The organism is Shewanella sp. Scap07, assembly GCF_013394145.1.
Lineage (GTDB): Bacteria > Pseudomonadota > Gammaproteobacteria > Enterobacterales > Shewanellaceae > Shewanella > Shewanella waksmanii.
The window spans coordinates 2,452,558-2,474,339 of sequence record NZ_CP041329.1 but is presented as its reverse complement, the minus strand read 5'-3'; the positions used below and the strand labels follow the sequence as shown (position 1 = coordinate 2,474,339).

Genomic DNA, 21,782 nt, shown 5'->3' with positions numbered 1-21,782 from the left:
GTACGCAATCTGGATAAAGCCTGAAAACGTGATTTGGCATTCTAACACAGTTATTTATTGGTGCTAGACCCTATTGAAATTTCCCTAAAAATAACTGCTAGCCAGCAAAAAGGTTGACCCAAATCAAAACGCTAGCAACTAGTGTTCAACTGTTTAGATAATCGTCAATTGGCGTCACTTTGTTGCTAGGCAATATTCTCGGTATCGGTATAATGCCGTTAAGACTATTTCGCTTAATTAAGGTGCGCACGTGGTAGATAACCAAAATGTTGATCCGCAAGAGATCGCTAAATTCGAAAAAATGGCCGCTACATGGTGGGATTTAAATGGCGAATTTAAGCCGTTACATAAGTTAAACCCATTGCGCCTTAATTACATCGACCAAACTGTCGGTGGTCTATTTGGCAAAAAAGTTATCGACGTTGGCTGTGGTGGCGGAATTCTATCAGAAAGCATGGCGCGAATAGGTGCACAAGTTGATGGGCTCGATATGGGTGAAGAACCACTGGAAGTGGCTAAGCTCCATGCCCTTGAATCACAAGTCACTATTAACTATATCCAATCGACCGCCGAAGCCCACCGAGATCAACATCGCCAAGCCTACGATGTCGTTACCTGTATGGAGATGCTAGAGCATGTGCCTAATCCAAGCTCTGTCATCCAAGCCTGTGCCGATATGGTTAAACCCGGCGGCTATGTGTTTTTCAGCACCATTAACCGTAACATCCGTGCTTATATAGAAACCGTCATCGGCGCAGAATACCTGTTAAAAATGTTGCCTGTTGGCACCCATGACCACAACAAGTACATCAAACCTGCTGAATTAATTGCGATGGCAGACCATGCAGATTTATTGTGTACTGATGCTACCGGTATCACCTACAACCCGCTAACTGATATTTTTAAATACACAGACAGCTTAGATGTCAACTACATGATAGCGACTAAGAAGATAGATGAATAAACTCCCGCTACCCCCGCAGGCTAGTATAAAGGCGGTGCTGTTTGATTTAGACGGCACATTGGCTGATACAGCGGCCGATTTAGTCGCTGCATTGAACCTAGCATTAAAAGATCATGGCCATGAAGCCGTGACGCTTGACGCGATGCGCCACGTTGCCTCAGATGGTAGTTTGGCTCTGGTTAAAGCCTCAACTACAGGTCTTAATGATGAGCAGTTAGAACAGGTTCGCCAGAGTTTATTGAAGCATTATGCCAGCGTGAATGGTCAGCAAGCGGAATTATTTACTGGCATGGCGGCACTATTAACTGCACTTAGCGATCGTAATATCGCTTTCGGGTTAGTAACAAACAAACCTGCACGCTACACACGCCCCTATATGGACCAAACCGGCCTAACAAGTAAAATGGCAACCATAATCAGTGGTGATACCACCACGTTGTCAAAACCGCACGCAGCGCCTATGTTGCTGGCAGCACAACAAATGGCAATCGAGCCACAGCAGATTCTTTATCTTGGTGATGCACTCAGAGATCTTGAAGCAGCTCAGGTGACGAACATGCTTGGTGGCGTTGCAGGCTGGGGCTATATAAAAGATGCCGATAGTGCAGCGCAATGGCCACATCATTTCTATTTTAATCAAGTAGAAGAAATCATTAAGACCATTGATGCTATAAATCAAAGTCGCTAAACCTTGCACTATTGATTGGCAATATTGTCACAGGCACGCGCAAATAATCGCCGTATCATCAAGCGAGTCGATCGCACGATCCATACTAGGATCTTGCGATCTAGCTGATTAAGTTTAGCCGCGCAAAAATCATCCATTAAGTTTAAGTCTATAGAAAAACAAGCTTTAAAGGTTAGCTGTTACTAACTCTTCACATTATCCTCAACTTATCCACAAGATACCCCCTGATTTCGTACTTGCATTATGGCGTCAACCTCACTATCTTGTACCTAACAAAATTAAAAGCACCATATATTGTGTGTAGGTAGCAATCAACGCACCACAGAACACGGATGTGAATAACGTCTTTTTTTGTTGCAAGATTGTTTTCATATAAAAACGAAGGGCCAATCAAGGCTCCTTTTTTAAGCGATATAAACAGGCCTATCTTTAATGAACAGCAATATGAAAGTCACCAAACGTAGTGGCGAGCGGGAAACCATTGATTTAGACAAGATCCATCGCGTGATCACTTGGGCAGCCAAAGGTCTAAACAATGTCTCCGTTTCAGAAGTTGAATTACGCTCGCACCTACAGTTTTTTGACGGCATCCCCACCGAAGCCATTCACGAGACCATTATTAAGGCTGCTGCCGATCTGATCTCTCCAGAGTCTCCAGATTATCAGTTCCTAGCAGCACGTTTAGCGATTTTCCACCTACGCAAGAAAGCATTTGGCCAATTTGAGCCTCCTAAGCTTTTTGATCATGTGGTCGGTTTGGTTGAGATGGGCAAGTACGATGCACATATATTGCAAGACTATAGCCGCGAAGAGATAGACACGTTAGATAGCTATATCGATCATTGGCGTGACATGAACTTCTCTTACGCAGCAGTTAAACAACTAGAAGGTAAATATCTAGTTCAAAATCGCGTAACCCATGAAATTTATGAAAGCGCACAGTTTTTATATATTTTAGTGGCGGCATGCCTATTTGCTAAATATCCACAAGAGACGCGCCTTAAGTACATTAAAGATTTTTACGACGCGACCTCTACCTTTAAGATTTCATTACCAACACCAATCATGGCCGGCGTTCGTACGCCCACTCGCCAGTTTAGTTCTTGTGTATTGATTGAATGTGGCGACAGCTTAGATTCTATTAACGCTACTGCGTCGTCTATTGTTAAGTACGTATCACAACGTGCAGGTATTGGGGTCAATGCTGGCCGTATTCGTGCACTGGGTAGCCCAATCCGTGGCGGAGAAGCGTTCCACACCGGTTGCTTACCTTTTTTCAAGTACTTTCAAACAGCGGTTAAATCCTGCTCGCAAGGCGGTGTACGTGGTGGCGCAGCTACCCTTTTCTACCCTATGTGGCATTTAGAAGTCGAGTCACTGCTGGTACTTAAGAACAACCGTGGTGTGGACGACAACCGTATTCGCCATCTTGATTATGGTGTACAACTTAACAAGTTAATGTATCAGCGCTTGATTAAGGGCCAGCACATTAGTTTGTTTAGTCCATCAGACGTACCTGGTATGTATGATGCGTTCTTTGAAGATCAACAAGAATTCGAACGCCTGTATTTGCAATATGAAGCCGATGAGTCTATCCGTAAAAAGCAGATAAAGGCATCAGAGTTGTTCTCACTGATGATGCAAGAGCGTGCCTCAACCGGTCGTATTTATATTCAAAACGTGGATCACTGTAATACACATAGTCCGTTTGATTCACGCGTTGCACCTGTACGTCAATCGAATCTTTGTTTAGAGATTGCCTTACCTACCAAGCCGTTGAACAACATCAACGATCCTGATGGTGAAATCGCGCTATGTACGCTATCAGCCTTGAACTTAGGTGCTATCAAAAATCTAGATGAGCTAGAGCCATTGGCCGATTTAGCCGTGCGTTCGCTAGATAGTTTGCTTGATTATCAAGACTATCCTATTACCGCAGCACACAAAGCATCGATGAATCGCCGTACCTTAGGTATAGGTGTGATTAACTTTGCTAACTACTTAGCTAAAGAAGGTGTGCGTTACTCTGACGGTTCTGCAAACAATATTACCCATAAAACATTTGAAGCGATTCAATATTATCTATTGAAAGCGTCTATGAAATTGGCTAAAGAACAAGGCGCCTGCCCGTCATTCCACGAAACCAATTACGCTAAGGGTATCTTACCGATTGATACTTACAAGCGCGATTTGGATAAGATTTGTGATGAACCACTGCATATGGATTGGGACACGCTACGTGAAGAGATCAAACAACATGGTCTGCGTAACTCTACCCTTTCAGCATTGATGCCGTCAGAGACCTCTTCTCAGATCTCGAATGCGACCAATGGTATTGAACCGCCACGCGGGTTGATCAGTGTCAAAGCCAGTAAAGATGGTCAGTTGAAGCAAGTGGTACCTGATTTTGAAAAGTACCAGTATAGCTACGAGCTACTTTGGCAAATGCCAAATAACGAAGGTTACTTGCAACTTGTCGGGTTAATGCAGAAGTTTGTCGACCAAGCAATTTCGGCCAATACAAACTATGACCCGACGCGTTTTGAAGGTCAAAAAGTACCGATGCAAGCACTATTAAAAGATTTATTGCTTGCCTACAAATACGGTGTGAAGACGCTTTATTATCACAACACTCGAGATGGTGCTTCTGATAAGCACGATGACATTACCAGCATAGAAAAAGAAGACGATAGCTGTGCCGGCGGTGCGTGTAAAATTTAAGCCCGTATCCTAGTTAATTAGATAATAATGTGGGGGCCTAGCCCCCATAGAATGGAAGAGTAAAAATGGCCTATTCAACTTTTTGTCAAACACCTAATAATGCCCAACTCGAGCCTATGTTTATGGGCCAACCTGTCAATGTTGCTCGTTACGATGTGCAAAAGTATGAAGTGTTTGAGAAGCTCATTGAAAAGCAGCTGTCTTTTTTCTGGCGCCCAGAAGAAGTTGACGTCAGCAAAGACAAAATTGATTACAATGCACTACCAGAGCATGAGAAGCACATTTTCATCTCAAACCTAAAGTACCAAACCTTGTTAGACTCGATTCAAGGTCGTTCACCTAACGTGGCTTTTTTGCCGTTAGTGTCATTACCGGAACTAGAGACTTGGATTGAGACTTGGTCATTTTCTGAAACAATTCACTCGCGCTCTTATACCCACATCATTCGTAATATCGTCAATGATCCTTCGGTAGTTTTTGATGACATTGTTGAAAACGATGAAATCCTAAAACGAGCCAGCGATATTGCTGTGTATTACGATACATTGATTAATCTTACCCAAGCGTACAACTTGCATGGTGAAGGTGTGCATGAGATTGATGGTCAATCAATCAATGTGACTCGTCGCGAGATTAAAAAAGCCCTCTATCTGTGCATGATGTCCGTCAATGTACTAGAAGCGATTCGCTTTTACGTTAGTTTTGCTTGCTCTTTTGCATTTGCAGAACGTAAAGTCATGGAAGGCAATGCAAAGATCATTCGTTTGATTGCCCGCGATGAAGCGCTGCATTTAAATAGTACTCAACACATCATCAAGATAATGCAAGGTGGCAAAGACGATCCAGAAATGGGTGAGATAGCCAAAGAGTGTGAAGAGCAAGCTACCGCTATCTTTGTTAAGGCTGCTGAGCAAGAAAAAGAATGGGCCAAATACCTATTTAAAGATGGCTCGATGATCGGTCTTAACGAGCAAATCCTTTGCCAATATGTAGAATACATTACCAACGAGCGCATGCGCTCTGTTAACTTGGTTAGCCCCTATAGTGAGATTACTAACCCACTACCTTGGATGAAAAACTGGTTGGAAAGTGATTCTGTCCAAGTCGCACCACAAGAAGTAGAAGTATCTTCTTATCTTGTTGGTCAAATCGATGCGTCTATCGATGAAGATGAGTTTGCCGATTTTGACCTATAACGTCATCAAAAAGGCGCCTATCGTTAGCCTTAAAGGACAACCTGTGCTGCTGTATACCCAGCAGCACACAAGTCTGTTGCATGCACTAGAAGCCAAGAAAGTGAAGGTATTTTCAGAATGCCGTAACGGCTTTTGTGGTGCATGTAAAACCAAAGTACTGAGCGGTAAAGTAAAATATCATACCGATCCGCTTGTAGAGTTAGAGTCCGACGAATGTTTACCTTGTTGCTGTCATCCCGACAGTGACGTCGACCTTGAGCTTTCCAGCCAAGGGGCCGATATCTTTCCTGTCAGACAAACGTTAAACACTCAGGAACGAGTAGATAACGACAATAACGTAAAAACCCGCTAAAGCGTTACCCCGGCTTTTCCATCTATTGACCATATTTAGTTTGCAGTGCTTCGAAGGTTTGGCTTGCTTGTAATTTGCTAAAACTGCGTTTTAGCGTTTCCATATCTATGTGTTCAGCATGTTTTTTAGATAACTGTACCCAAGGTGTTTTCACTTCTAACACCAAGGGCTCACCCAATGTCAGTTGCATATTATCTTCATTCTGTATGGATGCGACCGCATTATTAATCGACTGCAGCGACCCAATAATCGCATCAACTCTTCCTGCCATTAATAGCCGAACACCTTGGCGATAGTCCACAACATGATATTTAGATATCGCCGTATTGGTGTCAATTGGTTCATAAAATTTAGCCCCGCGTAAATAGGCTAACTTTTGGCCTGCTAAATCATCCAAATGGGATATCGCCCAATTTTGTAAACCTATGACGACTATTTTTTTTGACGGCAGCGCGGCAACATAATCAACATATTGTTCTAGTGCGGGATTACGAAACATAATGGTAAGGTCTATTTTGCCTTGTTTTAATGCACTGACAACGCGTGCGTAAGGCACCACTTTATTGTTATCGACATAGCCCGCGTCTTTCGCCAGCGCATTTGCAAACTCGAAATAAATACCACTGAAATGACCATTTTCATCAATGCCGTAGGGCTTAAAACCTATGGTATAGATATTTAACTGTAATGGTTCAGCCTTAACTGAACCCGTCTGAGTAAAACTAACAATTAATAGGATTATGCTAAAAGATAGGCATTTATCCAGCATACTTGCCCCACTTGAGAGATGTTACTACTAAAAATAGTTGAATCTTGCTTGATAGCAAAGTCATCAGCTATAGATATTTGCCCGACATAAAGGATTTGTCTGTAGTCAAAGACCCGCTATTTAGGTTTAGTAATTGACTGATGAATTCGATTAATATCCATCAACGCTGCGCTGCCATACCACGGATGCAACTCCATGACTAAGCTGCCCGCTTGTATGGCTGGATCTGTAGCAGTTAATGCTTGCGCCTCTTCAATGGTGGTGACATTAAATATATAAATCCCCCTTAAGTCACCCTCACCCAAAAACGGACCCGCTAGTACTAATTTCCCCTCTTTTGCTAAGCGACTTATATTGTCCATATGTTGTTTTTGCAATGTACTAGCGTGCTGCTTGTCTTGAGGGCGATGAGGCCCTTTTTTAAGTAATGCCATTACATAGCGTTTCATTCCATAGTCATCGCCTTGTAATCGCTCAGCAAGTTGCGCATCGTATTGCGCCCTAACCGTTGTACTGACACTGATACACATCATAAAAATAAAGGCCGCGCACCACAGGAGGAAGTTTGAGCGCTGCAACCAAGTTGTAAGTTGATGGGTTAAACCTAAATGAAATTTAGTCGAGGATACTTTCATTAACATGACCTGTTGCCTTATTGTTAGTATTAAAACTAACTGAGAAATACATTTTAGCAAGCAGCAAACTAGATTAAATTCAGTCTATTGACTGAGAGTATTAGTACTTAGCGACGTAGTTGCCCTATGCCTAGTTTGCTATAGTCCGGTCAAATTAAATTTCAGGGTAAAACCTGCCTAGTTAGGCCTAAATGCGGCTCCTCTAGCAACATGACCGAGCTATTACGCTACCCATGTTGTCGACACCTATAATTTACTTTAAGGAAGAAGTAATGAAACAGCAGTTTTCACAATACCTATCTCGTTTACCCGCTCCAGTTGTAATTGGTTTAATGCTTTGGCTGGCCTCGACACTAGCAAGTATTCTACTTGGCGTATTTCAAGAGATATTAGGCAGTGAATCTACTAGCGGCAATGTTATGACCATTGTGATGCCAGCTATATGTATTGGCCTATATTTAGGCCAAACTACCGGGGCATTGATCAGCCGAAAAACGCGATGGCTAGCGATAATCTGTTGGACTGGCTTAAACTTAGTCGCGTTGGCACTGCTAATGTTAACAATGGACACGGCTTTGATAGACGATTTTAGTGAGCTAGGTTGGTTTAACTTAGTGATTGCAGTCGCGATGATTGTCTATCTTTTGATTGCTTATTACTGTTTTAAATGGGGTGAAAAACTCGGCGTTAAGCAATATCACAAGCAAGCAGCGCAATAATCTGCTGCAAATAGTATAGAAAAAACCAGCTAAGGTTCGTAACCAAGCTGGTTTTCAATCTAAGGTTAACCGTTAAAGCGCGATCGCAAGTTCCGCCCCCTGTCTTATCGCTCGTTTAGCATCAAGCTCTGCTGCTACATCTACACCACCAATGAGATGCACTGGCAAGCCCGTGGCTTTCATTTCATCGACCAACTGGGTATTAGATTCTTGTCCTGCACATAAGACAACATGGTCGACAGCTAGCGTTTGTGGTTGCTGATCAACCTCTATATGGAGTCCTTTATCATCAAAAGATTGATAGCTGACGCCTATTTGCATAGCAACTTGATGTTGTTTTAACACTGAACGGTGGATCCACCCCGTGGTCTTGCCAAGACCTTTACCCATCTTGGTGGTTTTGCGTTGCAATAAATGCACTTGCTTATGTTGCGGGCTTTGTTCTGGCTGGGTTAAGCCCCCACGGTCTTGATAGCTTTTATCTATGCCCCATTGCTTTAACCATTTTTCAGGTTGTAAGGTGCTAGACTCCGCTTCACACAGGAAGTGGGCCATATCAAAGCCTATCCCACCGGCACCAATCAACGCTACCTTGTCGCCTAGCTCTACCTCGCCATTAAGTACTTGCTGATATGTGACAACCCGCGGATCATCAAACCCAGGAAGGTTAAGTTTTCTCGGCACCACGCCAGAAGCGATCACCACTTCATCAAACTGCTCTTCTTGCAGCGTTGTAGCGTCCAAACGAGTGTTAAGTCGCAAGTCAACCTGATGTAATTTCATCTGCTCGTTAAAATAGCGGATAGTCTCATTAAACTCCTCTTTACCGGGGATCTTGCGCGCTAGATTAAACTGGCCGCCCACTTCATCTTTAGCTTCAAACAGCACCACTTTATGCCCACGACTTGCCGCGTAAATGGAAAATGCCATGCCTGCTGGCCCTGCACCCATGACTGCAATGCGTTTAGCCTGGGTTGCGGGAGTAAAGTTGAGCTCGGTTTCATAACATGCTCGCGGATTCACAAGGCAGGTGGCACGTTTTAACGAGAAGGTATGGTCCAAACACGCTTGGTTACAGCCAATACAGGTATTGATCAGGTGACTTTGGTCCGCTGCGGCTTTATTAACAAACTCGGCATCTGCTAAAAAAGGTCTGGCCATAGACACCATGTCGGCCTGGCCGGACTCAATAATATGTTCAGCAATCTCTGGGGTATTGATTCGATTAGTGGCGATAAGTGGTAACTTAACCTCGCTCTTTAATCTTTCTGTCACCCAGGCAAATGCACCTCTTGGTACACTCGTCGCAATGGTTGGCACTCGGGCTTCATGCCAGCCAATCCCGGTATTGATAATTGATACGCCGGCTTGCTCTAACCACTTAGCCAGCTGCACAACCTCATCCCAATTAGAGCCATTATCAACCAGATCTAACATAGATAAACGGAACACGATGATGAACTCTTTACCCACTTTTTCGCGGATGGCGTTTACGATCTCTACTGGAAACTGTGCCCGCTGAGCAAAATCACCGCCCCACTTGTCGGTCCGTTTATTGGTACGACTACAAATGAACTGATTGATCAGATAACCTTCAGAGCCCATCACCTCTACACCGTCATAGCCAGCTTGCTTAGCTAGCTGCGCAGCTTTTGCATAATCTTTAATAGTCTTACTGACTTGCCTGGTCGACATTGCTGACGGAGTAAAAGGTGTAATGGGTGATTTGATCTTACTGGGTGCTTGTGAAAAAGGATGGTAGCCATATCGTCCCGCATGCAAGATCTGCATGCAAATCTTACCGCCTGCTTCATGGACTGCTTGGGTAACCTTTTTATGTTTGCCTATTTGCCAAGAATAGGTCAGTTGGCAAGCATTAGGAGCAAGACGACCGCGCAGATTAGGTGAAATTCCCCCGGTTACGATTAGCCCAACACCGCCTTCGGCACGTTCTTTATAGAAAGCTGCCAGTTTCTCAAAGCCGCCCTTTTCTTCTTCAAGACCAGTATGCATCGAACCCATCAACACTCGGTTCTTTAGCGTAGTAAATCCTAAATCTAAGGGTTCTAATAAATGTGGAAACGACATTCAAACATCCTTTTTAAACAAGTGATTTAATCCAGCATACAACGGCTGAAGTATTTGCTCAATAGCCAGCCACCGGTTGGCATGATTAGATTCATTTACAATTCTATTTTCCCCTGCCCTCGCTTTTCAGTTAGCATAGGCCTAATCGAGCGATAAAGGAGTGGGTAATGTCCGCTAAACCCTCATTATTTAAAAGAATAGTAAAGCTTATATGGAACCTAGTGAACGGTACTCGCAAACTTTTGCTGAACCTGTTCTTTTTTGGATTTTTACTGCTGTTTGTCTTTGTATTAACAAATGAAGAAACCATAGAGATAGAAAAAGGCTCTGCGCTGGTACTCGACCTTTCCGGGGTGATAGTAGAACAAAAGCGCCCTGTTGACCCAATAGAAGCGGCAATGAAAAGCGGAAGCAATCAAGGCGATGGCGAAATACTGCTAGCCGATGTACTGGATGTCATTAATAACGCCGCATCAGATCGCCGTATTTCCGCATTAGTGCTAGATATTGGTCACCTTAAGTGGACTGGGATCAGTAAACTGCAATCCATTGGTGAAGCGCTGCATCAGTTTAAGCAAAGTGGTAAACCTATTGTTGCCAACGGTAACTGGTATGGACAAAACCAATACCTATTAGCCAGCTTTGCCGATACCATCTATTTAAATCCCCAAGGCAGCGTTGAAATTGAAGGCTTAAGCCGTTATCGCCAGTATTATAAATCTGCACTAGATAAGTTAAAAATTAAAGCTCATGTGTTTAGAGTTGGTACCTTCAAATCCGCTGTTGAACCTTACCTGCGTGATGATATGTCCGATGCAGCCAAGGCTGCGAATAAAGACCTTCTTGATGACATCTGGCAAAGTTACCAGCAAACGGTAACTACTAATCGCGGCATTGCCGACGATGCCCTCATGCTAAGCGGTGAGCGTTATCTACAAGAACTCGACAAAGCGCAAGGTAAAGGCGCTCAAATGGCGGTTAATCTTGGTTTAGTCGACCAACTTGCATCGGCAGAAGAGTTTAGACTTGCGATGGTTGAGCTAGTGGGTGAGCAAGCCAATGCCGATAGCTATAAGCAAATAGGCTTTAACGATTATCAAACACTGGTCGCTAAACACCCTAGTTTAAGCATTGAAGATACCGTTGGTATTGTCGTTGCTAAAGGCACCATCTTAAATGGTAATCAGCCTGCTGGCCAAATTGGCGGCGAAAGCACCGCTAAATTACTCCGCGATGCACGTTTTGATGACAATGTGAAAGCCGTTGTTATGCGAGTTGATAGTCCAGGTGGTAGCGCGTTTGCATCTGAGCAGATCCGTCAGGAAGTCATCGCACTTAAATCAGCCGGCAAACCAGTTGTTGTCAGCATGGGTAGTTATGCCGCTTCAGGAGGCTACTGGATATCGGCAAGTGCCGACTATATAATGGCAACCCCAACCACGCTAACCGGCTCTATCGGTATCTTCGGTATGGTAACCACTTTTGAAGATTCTTTAGCTCACCTGGGTATCCATACCGATGGAGTCGCAACTTCTGAATGGTCTACGTTCTCGACAGCTAAAGGGCTAAACAGCGAACTTAAAGCGGTTATTCAACGCTATATAGAGCGCGGTTACCATGATTTTATCTCACTGGTGGCCACTGAGCGTAACATGAGTCTCGATGAAGTCGATGCTATTGCCCAAGGTCGTGTATGGTCAGGCGCCAAAGCAAAACAACTGGGTCTGGTTGATGAGCTCGGCGACTTAAACAATGCTGTGGCAAAAGCGGCTGAACTTGCCGAACTCGATAAATATGATACCAAAGTGATTGAGCAAGAATTGAGTGCTCAAGATCAATTGATTCAAGCGATGTTTGCCAAGGCGGTCAGTTATCTACCTGAGTCACAGCTTCAAAGTACGATATTGCAAGATATCTTGCAGCAATTGGACTCTGCAATAGAAGAGTTCTCATCATTTGATGACCCCAATAATATCTACTTGTATTGCGATACTTGCAATATTTAATGTCATTGAGTTAAAAGCCCGCAACAGCGGGCTTTTTTAATGGCGACAACCTCAGTATAATCGGCTAAAAATATTAGCTGAAAGCCCAAATCAATGACTAAACGTTCGATTTATGTCGCCTACACCGGTGGTACCATAGGTATGCAAAAAACCGCTAATGGTTTTGCACCTGTTCCAGGTTTTTTAACCGACTGTGTCAAATCAATGCCCGAGTTTTTTCATGAAGAGATGCCTCATTTTGAAATATCAGAGTATTGCCCGCTGATTGACTCTTCGAACATGGCTCCCACTGATTGGCAAATGATTGCTAATGATATTAAAGCCAATTATGACAAGTACGATGGATTTGTTATTTTGCACGGCACAGATACCATGGCATTCACCGCTTCAGCACTATCGTTTATGCTGCAAGGATTGGGCAAACCTGTCATTGTTACCGGCTCTCAAATTCCGCTAGCGCAACTTCGCTCGGACGGCCAAACTAACCTGCTTAACGCGTTATACATTGCGGCCAATTATCCAGTGGCTGAAGTATGCTTGTTCTTTAACAATAAGCTGTTTCGGGGCAATCGTACCACTAAGGCCCATGCCGATGGGTTCGATGCTTTTGCGTCCCCAAACTTCCCACTGTTACTCGAAGCCGGGATTAAAATACGACTTAAAGCCGGTAAAATTGCCGATGAATCTAAGCAGCAATTAGCGGTAAAGACGATTACCCCACAACCTGTTGGTGTAGTGACCCTGTATCCAGGGATCACCACAGATGTGATTGATAATTTGCTAAGGCAGCCGGTTAAAGCCTTAATCTTGCTAACATATGGTGTGGGTAACGCGCCACAGAACCCAGAGTTGTTAGCCTGCTTAAAACGGGCCTCTGAGCGCGGTATCATTCTAGTGAACTTGACTCAATGTTTACAGGGCAAGGTCAATATGGGTGGCTATGCAACAGGCAATGCGCTTGCTAAGGCCGGCGTGATAAGTGGCTTTGATATGACAACAGAGGCGGCACTGACCAAGCTGCACTATTTATTGTCTCAGCAATTAAGTCCAGAGCAAATCCGCAGTCAGATGCAGCAAAACCTATTTGGTGAATTAAGCGAAGACTAGTCCTGCTACTCGATTTTGCTATATCACTCAAAAATAAAAAGCGCCAATTTAGATCGGTATGATCTAAATTGGCGCCAAAGTTTTATAAGTTAAAGATCTTGCTCTTTAAACTGAGCTATCGACTCACCTTTAAACTGTTTTTTCAATTCCGCCTTCGACAGCTCGTTCACTTCGCCTTGATTATTGATGGTGAAATGATCAGTCTGATTAAGCCTGCGCGCCTGATATAACATCACCAACTGCTGGGTTTGATCCCGCTGTTGTTGGCTTAATACTGTGCCATCTTCCCATTTGCCAATTTCAACGGCACTTAATAAGCTTTGATACACCTCTTCGGGCATATCATCAATCACTTTGTTAATCTCGCTCATACGCTTTTCCGTTTGTGTAGTACGATTCTTACCCTAGCAATCAGGTAGCCGACAAAGCCAAAAACAAAACAGCTGCCCGCGACATAGGCGCGCATCCCAGTCGCACTTTCGCCACCCCAGAACCAAATAACCACACCGGCTATAAACAAGGTCATGGCGATAAAACTTTGGTTCATTAACTGATTTGAGCGACGAATATGGCTAATGCGCATTTGCGATTCATTAACCTCACCCATCACGCTACCACAATGAGAGCAAGACTTAGCTTGACTCGATATGCGCTTATTACACTGCTGACATTCTACTAACGCCATCGCTGTTACCTTAATTTATCAACTACAGCTAGCATGGCCAAAAGTGAAGCTTCACCTAAATACATGCTACGCTCTGGAGACCAACCTGAAATGGGATCAGGCATATTTGCATTATCTTTAAATGGCATTTCAAGCGTATTTGATAAACATTTGAAGTGCTCTGCTACCCAGTTTGAAGCCACGGTAAGGTTCGCTTTACCTGGTTCATCTTTGTCATAGCCAAACTTATCTTGGAAATCTGCGCTAGCCATCAGTAAAGCGTTCACGAAAGACTGCTGCAACGTTGCCATCTCTTGAGTATAAGACGGCACGCCTTCACAACCTGCCAAAAATACATAAGGCAAGCCTTCATCACCGTGCACGTCATAAAATAGATCAACACCTTCTTGCTTCATTTTGTTGATCACATGAAACACTTCAGGACTGCGAGCTAAAGATGGATTTTGCCATTCGCGATTTAAGTTCACTCCGGCCGCATTGGTGCGCAAATGACCTCGCGCGCTACCATCTGGATTCATATTTGGCACAATATAAAAATTGGCTTTATCAAGTAGCGCTTTAGCTGTTGGGCAATCGCTATCTAATAGGTTGTTGAGTAGCCCCTCTACCAACCACTCAGCCATGGTTTCACCTGGGTGCTGCCTTGCAGTGATCCAAATCTTGGCTTTTTGCTCATCATCGTCACCGACTTTGACTAACGTCAGGTCACGCTTATCAAGTGTTTCACCTAAATGTGTTAATGACACTAGCGGGTGAACTTGTACTGCGGCTAACAGATCTTGATGACGCTCGTAGCTATAAGGTGCGAAATAAGCAATTTGAATCGCATCGCAATCTAACTGCACATCAATGGTGAGTTTGCCATCTTGATAACTTGTCGGTAAGCGGAACCAGGTTTGTCTGTCATAGGTTGCAGCAGCTTGGTAATTTTCCCAGCCTTTAGGATAGGACGCGCCATCGGCATTAATAATGTTGAGGGTGTATTTAGCCCCAACAACGCCTTCCAATTTGAAGTTAAACCACTGGTAAAACTCCCCGCCTTCGTCTGGACGAATAGCAAGCTGAACATCGTCGAAGTTCTCTTGATTAATTACTTCGATGTTCCCACCATCAAAATTGGCACTTATCCGCATATCTTATCCTTAATTGTATTTGTTCGTGCAGGGCCTAAGCGGCTGCGAGATAGGCCATAGAATAACCTAAACCTAACGTTTTACCCATGTATGACATGAAAAAAGCCACTCAAGAGTGGCTTTTTTCATCAAAGTTAAACTTTTATAGGGCGGCGTAGCTGTATCCTTGGCCCCGTACAGTATTAATCAAGGTTTTAGGTAATTCTATTTGCGCCAGCTTTCTTCGCGTATTGCTGATGTGCATATCAAGATTGCGGTCAAATTTACCCAGCTCTTTTTGCAACACACGCCGCTGCAACTCAGCTTTAGTAATGACCTCACCTTTACGTTCAAACAGATATTTAAATAACTTGTATTCGGTCTGCGTTAAAGTGACTTTACGACTGTCAATCAGGACTGAGTAATCCAAATCGTTAAAGTTAATGTCGCTATTGACTTGTTGATTTACCCCTTGCGCTTGCGCAATTTCAACACGGCGTTGTAGTGCAACCATTCTGACTAGTAACTCCTTTATACTGAAAGGCTTGGTGACAAAATCATCCGCACCTAGTTCATACCCTTTAATCCGTTCTTCTTCGTTATCTATGGCAGAAATCACGATAACGGGTGTCGATTTGTCGCAACTATTAAGTAAGCCAAAACCATCCATCTTAGGCATCATAATATCGAGTAGGATGACATCTGGTTGAAAGTGCTTCAAACAAGTTAATGCTTCAATACCATTGGCAGCACAGGTAACTCCATGCCCCTGTTGCTCTAACGCCTGGCATAAAAGGTCACGAAACACTTGGTCATCATCAACTAATAATATTTGGCTCATTTATCACTTACTACGAATGCGAACGATTATCATTAAGGTTACATCAAAGGTGTGACAGGTGCTAGTAGTTTTTGCTTAATTTGCGATCTTGGTAACATTTACTTTAACCTAATAAACAAAAAGCCAGCATTTGCGCTGGCTTTTTAAACAGAGTCTAAGTTTCGTTATTGGGTTAACATCAGCTCTCTTACATATTTCACCGGAGCACTGCCATAACTTAAGAACTTTTCGTGGAACGCTTTTAAATCAAAAGCCTCACCCTGCATACCTTTGAGCTCTTCTCTAAAGTCATAGATCTCACGGTAACCAGAATAGTAGCTAGTTAACTGCACTTGGCTCAGTGTTGCACGGCGCCATTTACCTTCAGCTTCCGCCTGTTGCTGGAACGCTTCTTGAGTCATAAGCTCAATCGCCTCCGCTTCGGTCATGCCTTTAACTTGGATACTGTAATCTAAAATGGTATTGGCAATAACACGTAAATTCCATTTGTAGTACATCAACCACATTTCTGGCTCAAAGTTGCCGTAGCCCTCTTCCAGCATCATACGCTCGGTATACACCGCCCAGCCTTCAACCATAGCACCGTTACCAAACAGGCTTTTTATCATGCTGGGAGATTCGTTACTGTAAACCAGCTGGGTATAGTGACCTGGAATGGCTTCATGGATGTTTAGCACTTGCAATATCCAGTGGTTATATTCGCGAAGATAGCTCTCAGCTTGTTCATCACTCATGCCATCCAGCGGCGTCACATTATAATAAGTGTTGCTACTTTTCTCGTAAGGGCCAGGTGCACTGATAGAAGCACCCGCAAAACCGCGCATATATTCCGGTGTTTCTCTTACAACCAGCGGCTTAGAGGGATCTAGGGTAATGAGGTCTTTGTCATTGACGAATTTGACTAACTCAGGGATTTGCGCTCGAACCTCAGCAACAAAATTATCACGTTGCACATGTTTGGCACTTAAGTGATCAATCAATTGTTTGATAGCAACATTACTCTGCTTAGGCTGAGGTGTATCAAAATACTTGCTCCATAGCTTATCGGTAATTTTCGCCATTTCACCTTGCACACGAGCTTTGTCATCCATGGCTTTTTCATAAAGCGCTTTGCCACTCATTCCGGCTTGAATATCAAAGGCAAATTTTTGCTCATACAACTCTTCACCAATTCTAAAACTCTTAGCGCCAGATTTAACTAACTTAGATTCGAGATCTTCTAACCAGCTTATATGCTGGTTAATTGCCGTGGTTGATTGCTCGAACCTTTGTTTAAACAACTGTTTTTCTTGATCTGTTAAGCCTGATCTTGACACTTTTTCAAGTAATTCATCAGAAAAAACGCTGAATGCGCCTTTATTTTGCATCACAGCTAACTGGGTGTGTTCAAGTGTAGGCTTACTGATATTCGCTTGAGCAGCAAGGTAGTAAGCCGGTACGTTTTCCATTCTTGCTAGGAAGGATCTTAACCTGTCATCTAGTGGAGCAAAATCTTCATTAATGATTTGTGCAAAACCGCCCGACACGTTATAGCTGCTGGGGTTCCACTGCCAAGATTTAAAGACTTCAATCTCCCAAGCACCACGTTGCAACAGATTTTCAATCAAGCGATAGTCGATCAGTTCGTTTGGCGATAGTTGCGCTTTATCAAACGACTGTAGTTTATTGAGTTCTGCCTTGACAAAGGCTAAGTAGGCACTGCGCGCCGTGTCATTGGGAACTTGTAAAATACCATCATATTTATGGTAGCCACTGTATAAAGCCCAAGTTGGCGACTGTTGCCATAACCCTTCAATAAATTGCTCAGAAAAGGCAGCAAAGCCTTCGGCCGCGACTTGCTCAGCAGCGGCAGGCTGCGTGGTCGATGAAGACTGTTGTGAAGTACATGCAGTGAGACCTGTCAGAGCACTGGCAATGGTCAGTGCGATTAGCGCTTTTTTCATTATCCTATCCTGTGATATGTTGTTGTTCTTATATATTGCTATCATCTTACTCTCTACCTAAGTTAACCACTTTCTCAGTAAAGATTCAGCTAACTATTGCGACAATTCATAGCTTGTTACAAATCCATTAATAGTCCGCTTGGTTTATAGTAATTACACGGAAATTTCACATTGTATTGACCCTATGCAGAACCTCAGCATAGGGATAATCACTAAGCTGGCCAAAGCCATTTACTTTACGCAGTTTAAGTTTGGTAAAAAGCGGCATATGCAAACCACAAAGTGCGCGTGCAAGCCGTTCATCACTATAGTGTTTAGTTAAACCAGCCTTGAGTTCTGCGGCCATTGAGGCAACATTAACACTCGCTAAAGGTGATAGCGTATCAATCTCAGGTATATGGGCGGCGCCTGAGATGCAAGCTGAGCACTGGCCACAGGGTTCGATATCTTGTTGGTCATCAAAGTATCTGGCTAAGGCAACACTTAAGCATTGGTCAGTTTGTAGTAAATTAAGTAGATTATGAATGCGCGCAATTTCGCTCGCTTCTTTGTCTCTAAACTGCTCACTAAGTTGTTTAGTGACACTATCTAGATCAAACTGAGGCGTCAGTACTTCATAGACTTGTGTCATCTGCTTACTTTGCAACTCGATTAAGTTCTGCTCGTCAAGATAGCTTAGTGCTGTCAATCCTCGTTGTTGTTGGCGATAGTCACTATCGATGTCTTTCAAGTCGATACTATGCCAAACACGGGCGCTTTTTGCCGCTGCGAAAACTTGCCCCAAAAATGCCGAGCGCTGGGGATCAAAACGATTAAGAATCGCACCTTTGTCAGCAATAAACTTAAACTTATGCTCTGCAAAATAGCTATAAGCTGGGCGAATGATGCCCTTTAGCTCTATGTATACAAGTAAGGTTTTTAGTGCCAAAGGTCTGATATTGGTTTCTGTAGACAATGAGTTGAGCATGGTTTCCCATTGACCTTGGGCCCGGCTGATACGAGATAACACAGACTCAATTGCACTTGCTTCTGGGGTATCGCCGTAGACAAAGTTCTCTAACACAGTCAAATTGTCTTTATTGGCAAGCACCAAACATTCAGACGCTTGCCCATCTCGCCCCGCTCTGCCCACTTCTTGCGCGTAGTTCTCAATTGATTTGGGTAAATCGTAGTGCACCACAAAACGAATATCGCTTTTATCAATCCCCATACCAAACGCGATCGTAGCGACCATTAACGGGATCTCACCCTGCATAAATTGTTGTTGCAGTTGTTGGCGTACCTCGTGGCCCAGTCCAGCATGATACGCACAGGCAGAAAAACCTGCTTGCTTAAGCTGTTCAGTTAATGTTTCGGCACTTTGCTGCAAGGTCACATAAATAATGCCACTACTCTGGCTTCGACTATGTAACCACTGAGTTAGCTGAGAAAACTTATCTTTTGCAGCCACCCCTCGCACATTCAGAGCCAGATTAGGTCGGTGAAAGCCGGTACGGACGATATGTTGCGGCAATATATTGAACTTAGCACGCATATCATCGGCCACTTGTGCTGTCGCCGTTGCGGTTAATAGCAGCACCTGATCAATGGCCAACTCTCGCTGATAGCCCGGTAATTTCAAATAATCAGGCCTGAAGTTGTGGCCCCATTCAGAAATACAATGGGCCTCATCAACCACTAACAAAGAGAATGGCACGGCTTTAATAAACTGCCGAAAGCGCTCATTGTTAAAGCGCTCAACCGACACCATAAGGATTTTAATCTTACCTTGCCTTATATCAGCCATCACCGCTTGTATTTGCTCACGACTTTGCGAAGAGTCTATGCTGGTTGCCGCGATACCGTGTTGCGTAAGAAATGCGAGTTGGTCTTGCATTAAGGCTAGCAATGGCGACACCACAATGGTGAGGTGGGGAAGCTGTACTGCGCTTAGCTGGTAACAAAGTGATTTACCAGACCCTGTTGGAAAAATCGCCGCGGCGCTATGGCCGGCAAGAATTGACTCAACAACAGCTCGTTGCCCGGGTTTAAAATGTGAGAAGCCGAACGCATTTTCTAATAGTTGCTTTAACATGAGACTTTAACCATGGCCTTTAGTGCAACCATCATGCATGTGGATGTTTTTAAGTGCAAAAAAATAATTAAAACTATAGATCTTATGTAGTTTTTAGGCTTTGCCATATACTTAACGTTAACATTTTATTGCAAACTACTTTGAACGCGGCATTATAGACAAATAACAATAAAAAATATCTACATTAGGTCGCCCCATGTATTGGAGAAACCATTTGAAGTCTCGTTATTCGCTTTGCAAAATTGCGCTGTTATCAAGCATCAGTTTCATCAGCTGTTATAGCAACGCGGCATCACCCGCAATGCCTAATGTCATTACCATAGCCACCCAGGCTTGGCCCCCCTATCAAATAGAAAATGGCGATAAGCAATACGGTTATGCCATAGAAGCACTTGAATGTGTCATGACTTCTATTAAACAAGATTACCGGGTTGAATTTGTGCCTTGGGGAAGAGCCCAGTCGGGCACAGCCCTAGGGACTTATGATGGCTTTTTCTCTGCATCAAAACATACAGGTAGAGATGAATACGCCATTTTAAGCGATACCTTCATTGAACAGAAATGGTCGTTCTACCTACATAAAGACAGCACGCTGGCCACCGACCTCAACACGTTACAAACTAAGGCCGTTTTTGGTAGCAGAAAACACTCAAATACGCTTTTTTGGCTGCAAGATAATGGCTTTAAGAATATTCATAAATTTAATCATGTCGATGACTTAGTTAAATTACTGGTTAACCGTCGTATTGATGCCATTATGGAAAACGAAATTCTGTTCAACAACGCCCTGTATCATGCCGATGTAAAGAGCGATACCTTCATAAAAGTCGACAATATCGAAAAGCCATTAGGGGTCTATTTTGGTAAGCGATTTTTGAATCAGTATCCCAGCTTTTTAGGTAAGTTCAATCAAGCTACGCAACAATGCCGCTTTAGCCAAGACAATAACGAAAGTTAGTTATCTAGATTGAACTTAGCCGTTATCGGGTTATGATCTGACGCGGTTGAAGGGGTTGCACTAGCCTGTACTAGCTGTAACCCACGGTAGAACAGATGATCCAATGGTTGACCAAGGACACGACTGCGGTAGTCGTGTTGAAATTTGGCAGAAATCAAATCATATTGTGCAGCGAAATCACTGACCACAGCCATTCGCCCTGCCCGCCAAGTATTAAAATCACCAGCAACAATAATAGGCCCCGAATGGACTTGTAGTTGCTTAGCGACCAAGCCCCACTGCGCTTGGTAACTCGATAAACGCCAATCAAAGTTAACGCCATGAAGATTAACGACTAACAGTGTTTGACCATTCGATAACGGATAGCGACTCACCAAGGTAGATTTAGCAAACCGAATCCAGGGCTCAGTACTCTGATAAGCACAAGCTTCTTGCGCCTTACTATTAGATAGCGTCATCACGCCCATCGTGACACCGCGAATAGCAAAACCTTTCGCCATTACCGCATGTTTGTTTACTTCAACAATTTGCTGGTTTAAAGCCTGATTTAACTTAGCTTCTTGCAATAAGACCAGATCTTTGGTCGCCAAAGCATGCAGTTGTTGCTGCCAATTGGGCTTTTGTTGCTTGTAGATATTCCAAACCGCCACTGATAACACCCCAGCATCGTCTAACACCTCTGAACCTGACTCAGAGATACAATGGTGGGTAAAATGGGGTTGTTGGCCAACACTCATAACTGCAGCGTCTCCATTGAAGGATGCAATAATTTGATGGTAACAGACTATGGCAACACTGCTCAATAACACTGCCGCTAGGCTAAATTTAACGCTACGGATTTTCAAATGCCTATCTCAGTCAATGAATCACTTCGGCTTTTAACCGTAGAATAAATTTTACTGTATACTACTGGCAACCTCATTT

Annotated in this window: 19 protein-coding genes; 9 read left to right on the top strand and 10 right to left on the bottom strand. The window is 43.6% G+C overall.

Going from position 1 to position 21,782, the window contains the following annotated elements; translation table 11 throughout:
- Positions 1-250: 250 nt before the first annotated feature.
- From ubiG to yfaE, 5 genes are all read left to right on the top strand, one after another.
- Positions 251-964 carry a bifunctional 2-polyprenyl-6-hydroxyphenol methylase/3-demethylubiquinol 3-O-methyltransferase UbiG gene (ubiG, locus tag FLM48_RS10755; RefSeq protein ID WP_028772195.1) on the top strand — a complete coding sequence of 238 codons (714 nt, stop codon included), beginning with the start codon at positions 251-253 and terminating at the stop codon, positions 962-964.
- Entirely contained in the window at positions 957-1,652 is a 696-nt protein-coding gene (locus FLM48_RS10750; protein ID WP_179024634.1) for an HAD family hydrolase, read from the top strand. The genes ubiG and FLM48_RS10750 overlap by 8 nt, the downstream gene beginning before the upstream one ends.
- A 432-nt stretch (positions 1,653-2,084) precedes the next feature.
- On the top strand, positions 2,085-4,373 hold the full coding sequence (gene nrdA, locus FLM48_RS10745) for a class 1a ribonucleoside-diphosphate reductase subunit alpha (RefSeq protein ID WP_179024633.1): 2,289 nt from the start codon (positions 2,085-2,087) through the stop codon (positions 4,371-4,373).
- 65 nt (positions 4,374-4,438) lie between these two features.
- Complete coding sequence (nrdB, locus tag FLM48_RS10740) at positions 4,439-5,569, top strand: class Ia ribonucleoside-diphosphate reductase subunit beta (RefSeq protein WP_028772192.1); 1,131 nt, start codon at positions 4,439-4,441, stop codon at positions 5,567-5,569.
- Positions 5,538-5,921, top strand: a complete 384-nt coding sequence (gene yfaE / locus FLM48_RS10735; RefSeq protein ID WP_051484450.1) for a class I ribonucleotide reductase maintenance protein YfaE — start codon at positions 5,538-5,540, stop codon at positions 5,919-5,921. The genes nrdB and yfaE overlap by 32 nt, the downstream gene beginning before the upstream one ends.
- Positions 5,922-5,943: 22 nt before the next feature.
- Here yfaE and FLM48_RS10730 read toward each other — a convergent pair whose 3' ends face one another.
- Positions 5,944-6,690, bottom strand: coding sequence for an ABC transporter substrate-binding protein (locus tag FLM48_RS10730; RefSeq protein WP_179024632.1), 747 nt, complete (start codon positions 6,688-6,690; stop codon positions 5,944-5,946).
- A gap of 116 nt (positions 6,691-6,806) precedes the next feature.
- Entirely contained in the window at positions 6,807-7,325 is a 519-nt protein-coding gene (locus FLM48_RS10725; protein WP_179026345.1) for a YciI family protein, read from the bottom strand.
- A 272-nt stretch (positions 7,326-7,597) separates the two neighbouring features.
- Here FLM48_RS10725 and FLM48_RS10720 point away from each other — a divergent pair, with 272 nt between their 5' ends.
- Positions 7,598-8,044: an ABZJ_00895 family protein gene (locus tag FLM48_RS10720; protein ID WP_028772189.1), complete on the top strand. Its 447-nt coding sequence runs from the start codon at positions 7,598-7,600 to the stop codon at positions 8,042-8,044.
- Positions 8,045-8,116: 72 nt separating this feature from the next.
- Here the strand turns inward: FLM48_RS10720 and FLM48_RS10715 are convergent, their stop codons facing one another.
- Positions 8,117-10,132 carry an FAD-dependent oxidoreductase gene (locus FLM48_RS10715; RefSeq protein ID WP_179024631.1) on the bottom strand — a complete coding sequence of 672 codons (2,016 nt, stop codon included), beginning with the start codon at positions 10,130-10,132 and terminating at the stop codon, positions 8,117-8,119.
- Positions 10,133-10,299: 167 nt separating this feature from the next.
- On the opposite strand from FLM48_RS10715, the gene sppA reads away from it, so the two are divergent.
- Both sppA and ansA read left to right on the top strand, forming a co-directional pair.
- Positions 10,300-12,138 carry a signal peptide peptidase SppA gene (gene sppA, locus FLM48_RS10710; protein WP_028772187.1) on the top strand — a complete coding sequence of 613 codons (1,839 nt, stop codon included), beginning with the start codon at positions 10,300-10,302 and terminating at the stop codon, positions 12,136-12,138.
- A gap of 93 nt (positions 12,139-12,231) precedes the next feature.
- On the top strand, positions 12,232-13,245 hold the full coding sequence (gene ansA / locus FLM48_RS10705; RefSeq protein ID WP_028772186.1) for an asparaginase: 1,014 nt from the start codon (positions 12,232-12,234) through the stop codon (positions 13,243-13,245).
- An 89-nt stretch (positions 13,246-13,334) separates the two neighbouring features.
- Here the strand turns inward: ansA and FLM48_RS10700 are convergent, their stop codons facing one another.
- From FLM48_RS10700 to FLM48_RS10675, 6 genes are all read right to left on the bottom strand, one after another.
- Entirely contained in the window at positions 13,335-13,616 is a 282-nt protein-coding gene (locus FLM48_RS10700) for a DUF1315 family protein (RefSeq protein WP_179024630.1), read from the bottom strand.
- Positions 13,613-13,930, bottom strand: coding sequence for a zinc ribbon domain-containing protein (locus FLM48_RS10695; RefSeq protein ID WP_179024629.1), 318 nt, complete (start codon positions 13,928-13,930; stop codon positions 13,613-13,615). The genes FLM48_RS10700 and FLM48_RS10695 overlap by 4 nt, the downstream gene beginning before the upstream one ends.
- 5 nt (positions 13,931-13,935) lie before the next feature.
- Complete coding sequence (locus FLM48_RS10690; RefSeq protein WP_028772183.1) at positions 13,936-15,063, bottom strand: M14-type cytosolic carboxypeptidase; 1,128 nt, start codon at positions 15,061-15,063, stop codon at positions 13,936-13,938.
- 142 nt (positions 15,064-15,205) lie between these two features.
- On the bottom strand, positions 15,206-15,883 hold the full coding sequence (locus FLM48_RS10685) for a response regulator transcription factor (RefSeq protein WP_179024628.1): 678 nt from the start codon (positions 15,881-15,883) through the stop codon (positions 15,206-15,208).
- 164 nt (positions 15,884-16,047) lie between these two features.
- On the bottom strand, positions 16,048-17,826 hold the full coding sequence (locus tag FLM48_RS10680) for a DUF885 domain-containing protein (RefSeq protein ID WP_179024627.1): 1,779 nt from the start codon (positions 17,824-17,826) through the stop codon (positions 16,048-16,050).
- 166 nt (positions 17,827-17,992) lie between these two features.
- Positions 17,993-19,900: an ATP-dependent DNA helicase RecQ gene (locus tag FLM48_RS10675; RefSeq protein WP_179024626.1), complete on the bottom strand. Its 1,908-nt coding sequence runs from the start codon at positions 19,898-19,900 to the stop codon at positions 17,993-17,995.
- Positions 19,901-20,114: 214 nt separating this feature from the next.
- Here FLM48_RS10675 and FLM48_RS10670 point away from each other — a divergent pair, with 214 nt between their 5' ends.
- Positions 20,115-20,858 (top strand): ABC transporter substrate-binding protein, encoded by a 744-nt coding sequence (locus FLM48_RS10670; protein ID WP_179024625.1) that lies wholly within the window; start codon positions 20,115-20,117, stop codon positions 20,856-20,858.
- Here the strand turns inward: FLM48_RS10670 and FLM48_RS10665 are convergent.
- Positions 20,855-21,703 carry an endonuclease/exonuclease/phosphatase family protein gene (locus tag FLM48_RS10665; RefSeq protein WP_179024624.1) on the bottom strand — a complete coding sequence of 283 codons (849 nt, stop codon included), beginning with the start codon at positions 21,701-21,703 and terminating at the stop codon, positions 20,855-20,857. The two genes, FLM48_RS10670 and FLM48_RS10665, sit on opposite strands and share 4 nt — an antisense overlap.
- Positions 21,704-21,782: the final 79 nt, after the last annotated feature.

What these genes read in the sequence shown, in the direction of transcription:
- FLM48_RS10750 (WP_179024634.1), top strand. Translation starts at nt 957, where the DNA reads ATGAATAAACTCCCGCTACCCCCGCAGGCTAGTATAAAGGCGGTGCTG.
- nrdA (WP_179024633.1), top strand. Translation starts at nt 2,085, where the DNA reads ATGAACAGCAATATGAAAGTCACCAAACGTAGTGGCGAGCGGGAAACC.
- nrdB (WP_028772192.1), top strand. Translation starts at nt 4,439, where the DNA reads ATGGCCTATTCAACTTTTTGTCAAACACCTAATAATGCCCAACTCGAG.
- yfaE (WP_051484450.1), top strand. Translation starts at nt 5,538, where the DNA reads ATGAAGATGAGTTTGCCGATTTTGACCTATAACGTCATCAAAAAGGCG.
- FLM48_RS10730 (WP_179024632.1), bottom strand. Translation starts at nt 6,690, where the DNA reads ATGCTGGATAAATGCCTATCTTTTAGCATAATCCTATTAATTGTTAGT.
- FLM48_RS10725 (WP_179026345.1), bottom strand. Translation starts at nt 7,325, where the DNA reads ATGAAAGTATCCTCGACTAAATTTCATTTAGGTTTAACCCATCAACTT.
- FLM48_RS10720 (WP_028772189.1), top strand. Translation starts at nt 7,598, where the DNA reads ATGAAACAGCAGTTTTCACAATACCTATCTCGTTTACCCGCTCCAGTT.
- FLM48_RS10715 (WP_179024631.1), bottom strand. Translation starts at nt 10,132, where the DNA reads ATGTCGTTTCCACATTTATTAGAACCCTTAGATTTAGGATTTACTACG.
- sppA (WP_028772187.1), top strand. Translation starts at nt 10,300, where the DNA reads ATGTCCGCTAAACCCTCATTATTTAAAAGAATAGTAAAGCTTATATGG.
- ansA (WP_028772186.1), top strand. Translation starts at nt 12,232, where the DNA reads ATGACTAAACGTTCGATTTATGTCGCCTACACCGGTGGTACCATAGGT.
- FLM48_RS10700 (WP_179024630.1), bottom strand. Translation starts at nt 13,616, where the DNA reads ATGAGCGAGATTAACAAAGTGATTGATGATATGCCCGAAGAGGTGTAT.
- FLM48_RS10695 (WP_179024629.1), bottom strand. Translation starts at nt 13,930, where the DNA reads ATGGCGTTAGTAGAATGTCAGCAGTGTAATAAGCGCATATCGAGTCAA.
- FLM48_RS10690 (WP_028772183.1), bottom strand. Translation starts at nt 15,063, where the DNA reads ATGCGGATAAGTGCCAATTTTGATGGTGGGAACATCGAAGTAATTAAT.
- FLM48_RS10685 (WP_179024628.1), bottom strand. Translation starts at nt 15,883, where the DNA reads ATGAGCCAAATATTATTAGTTGATGATGACCAAGTGTTTCGTGACCTT.
- FLM48_RS10680 (WP_179024627.1), bottom strand. Translation starts at nt 17,826, where the DNA reads ATGAAAAAAGCGCTAATCGCACTGACCATTGCCAGTGCTCTGACAGGT.
- FLM48_RS10675 (WP_179024626.1), bottom strand. Translation starts at nt 19,900, where the DNA reads ATGTTAAAGCAACTATTAGAAAATGCGTTCGGCTTCTCACATTTTAAA.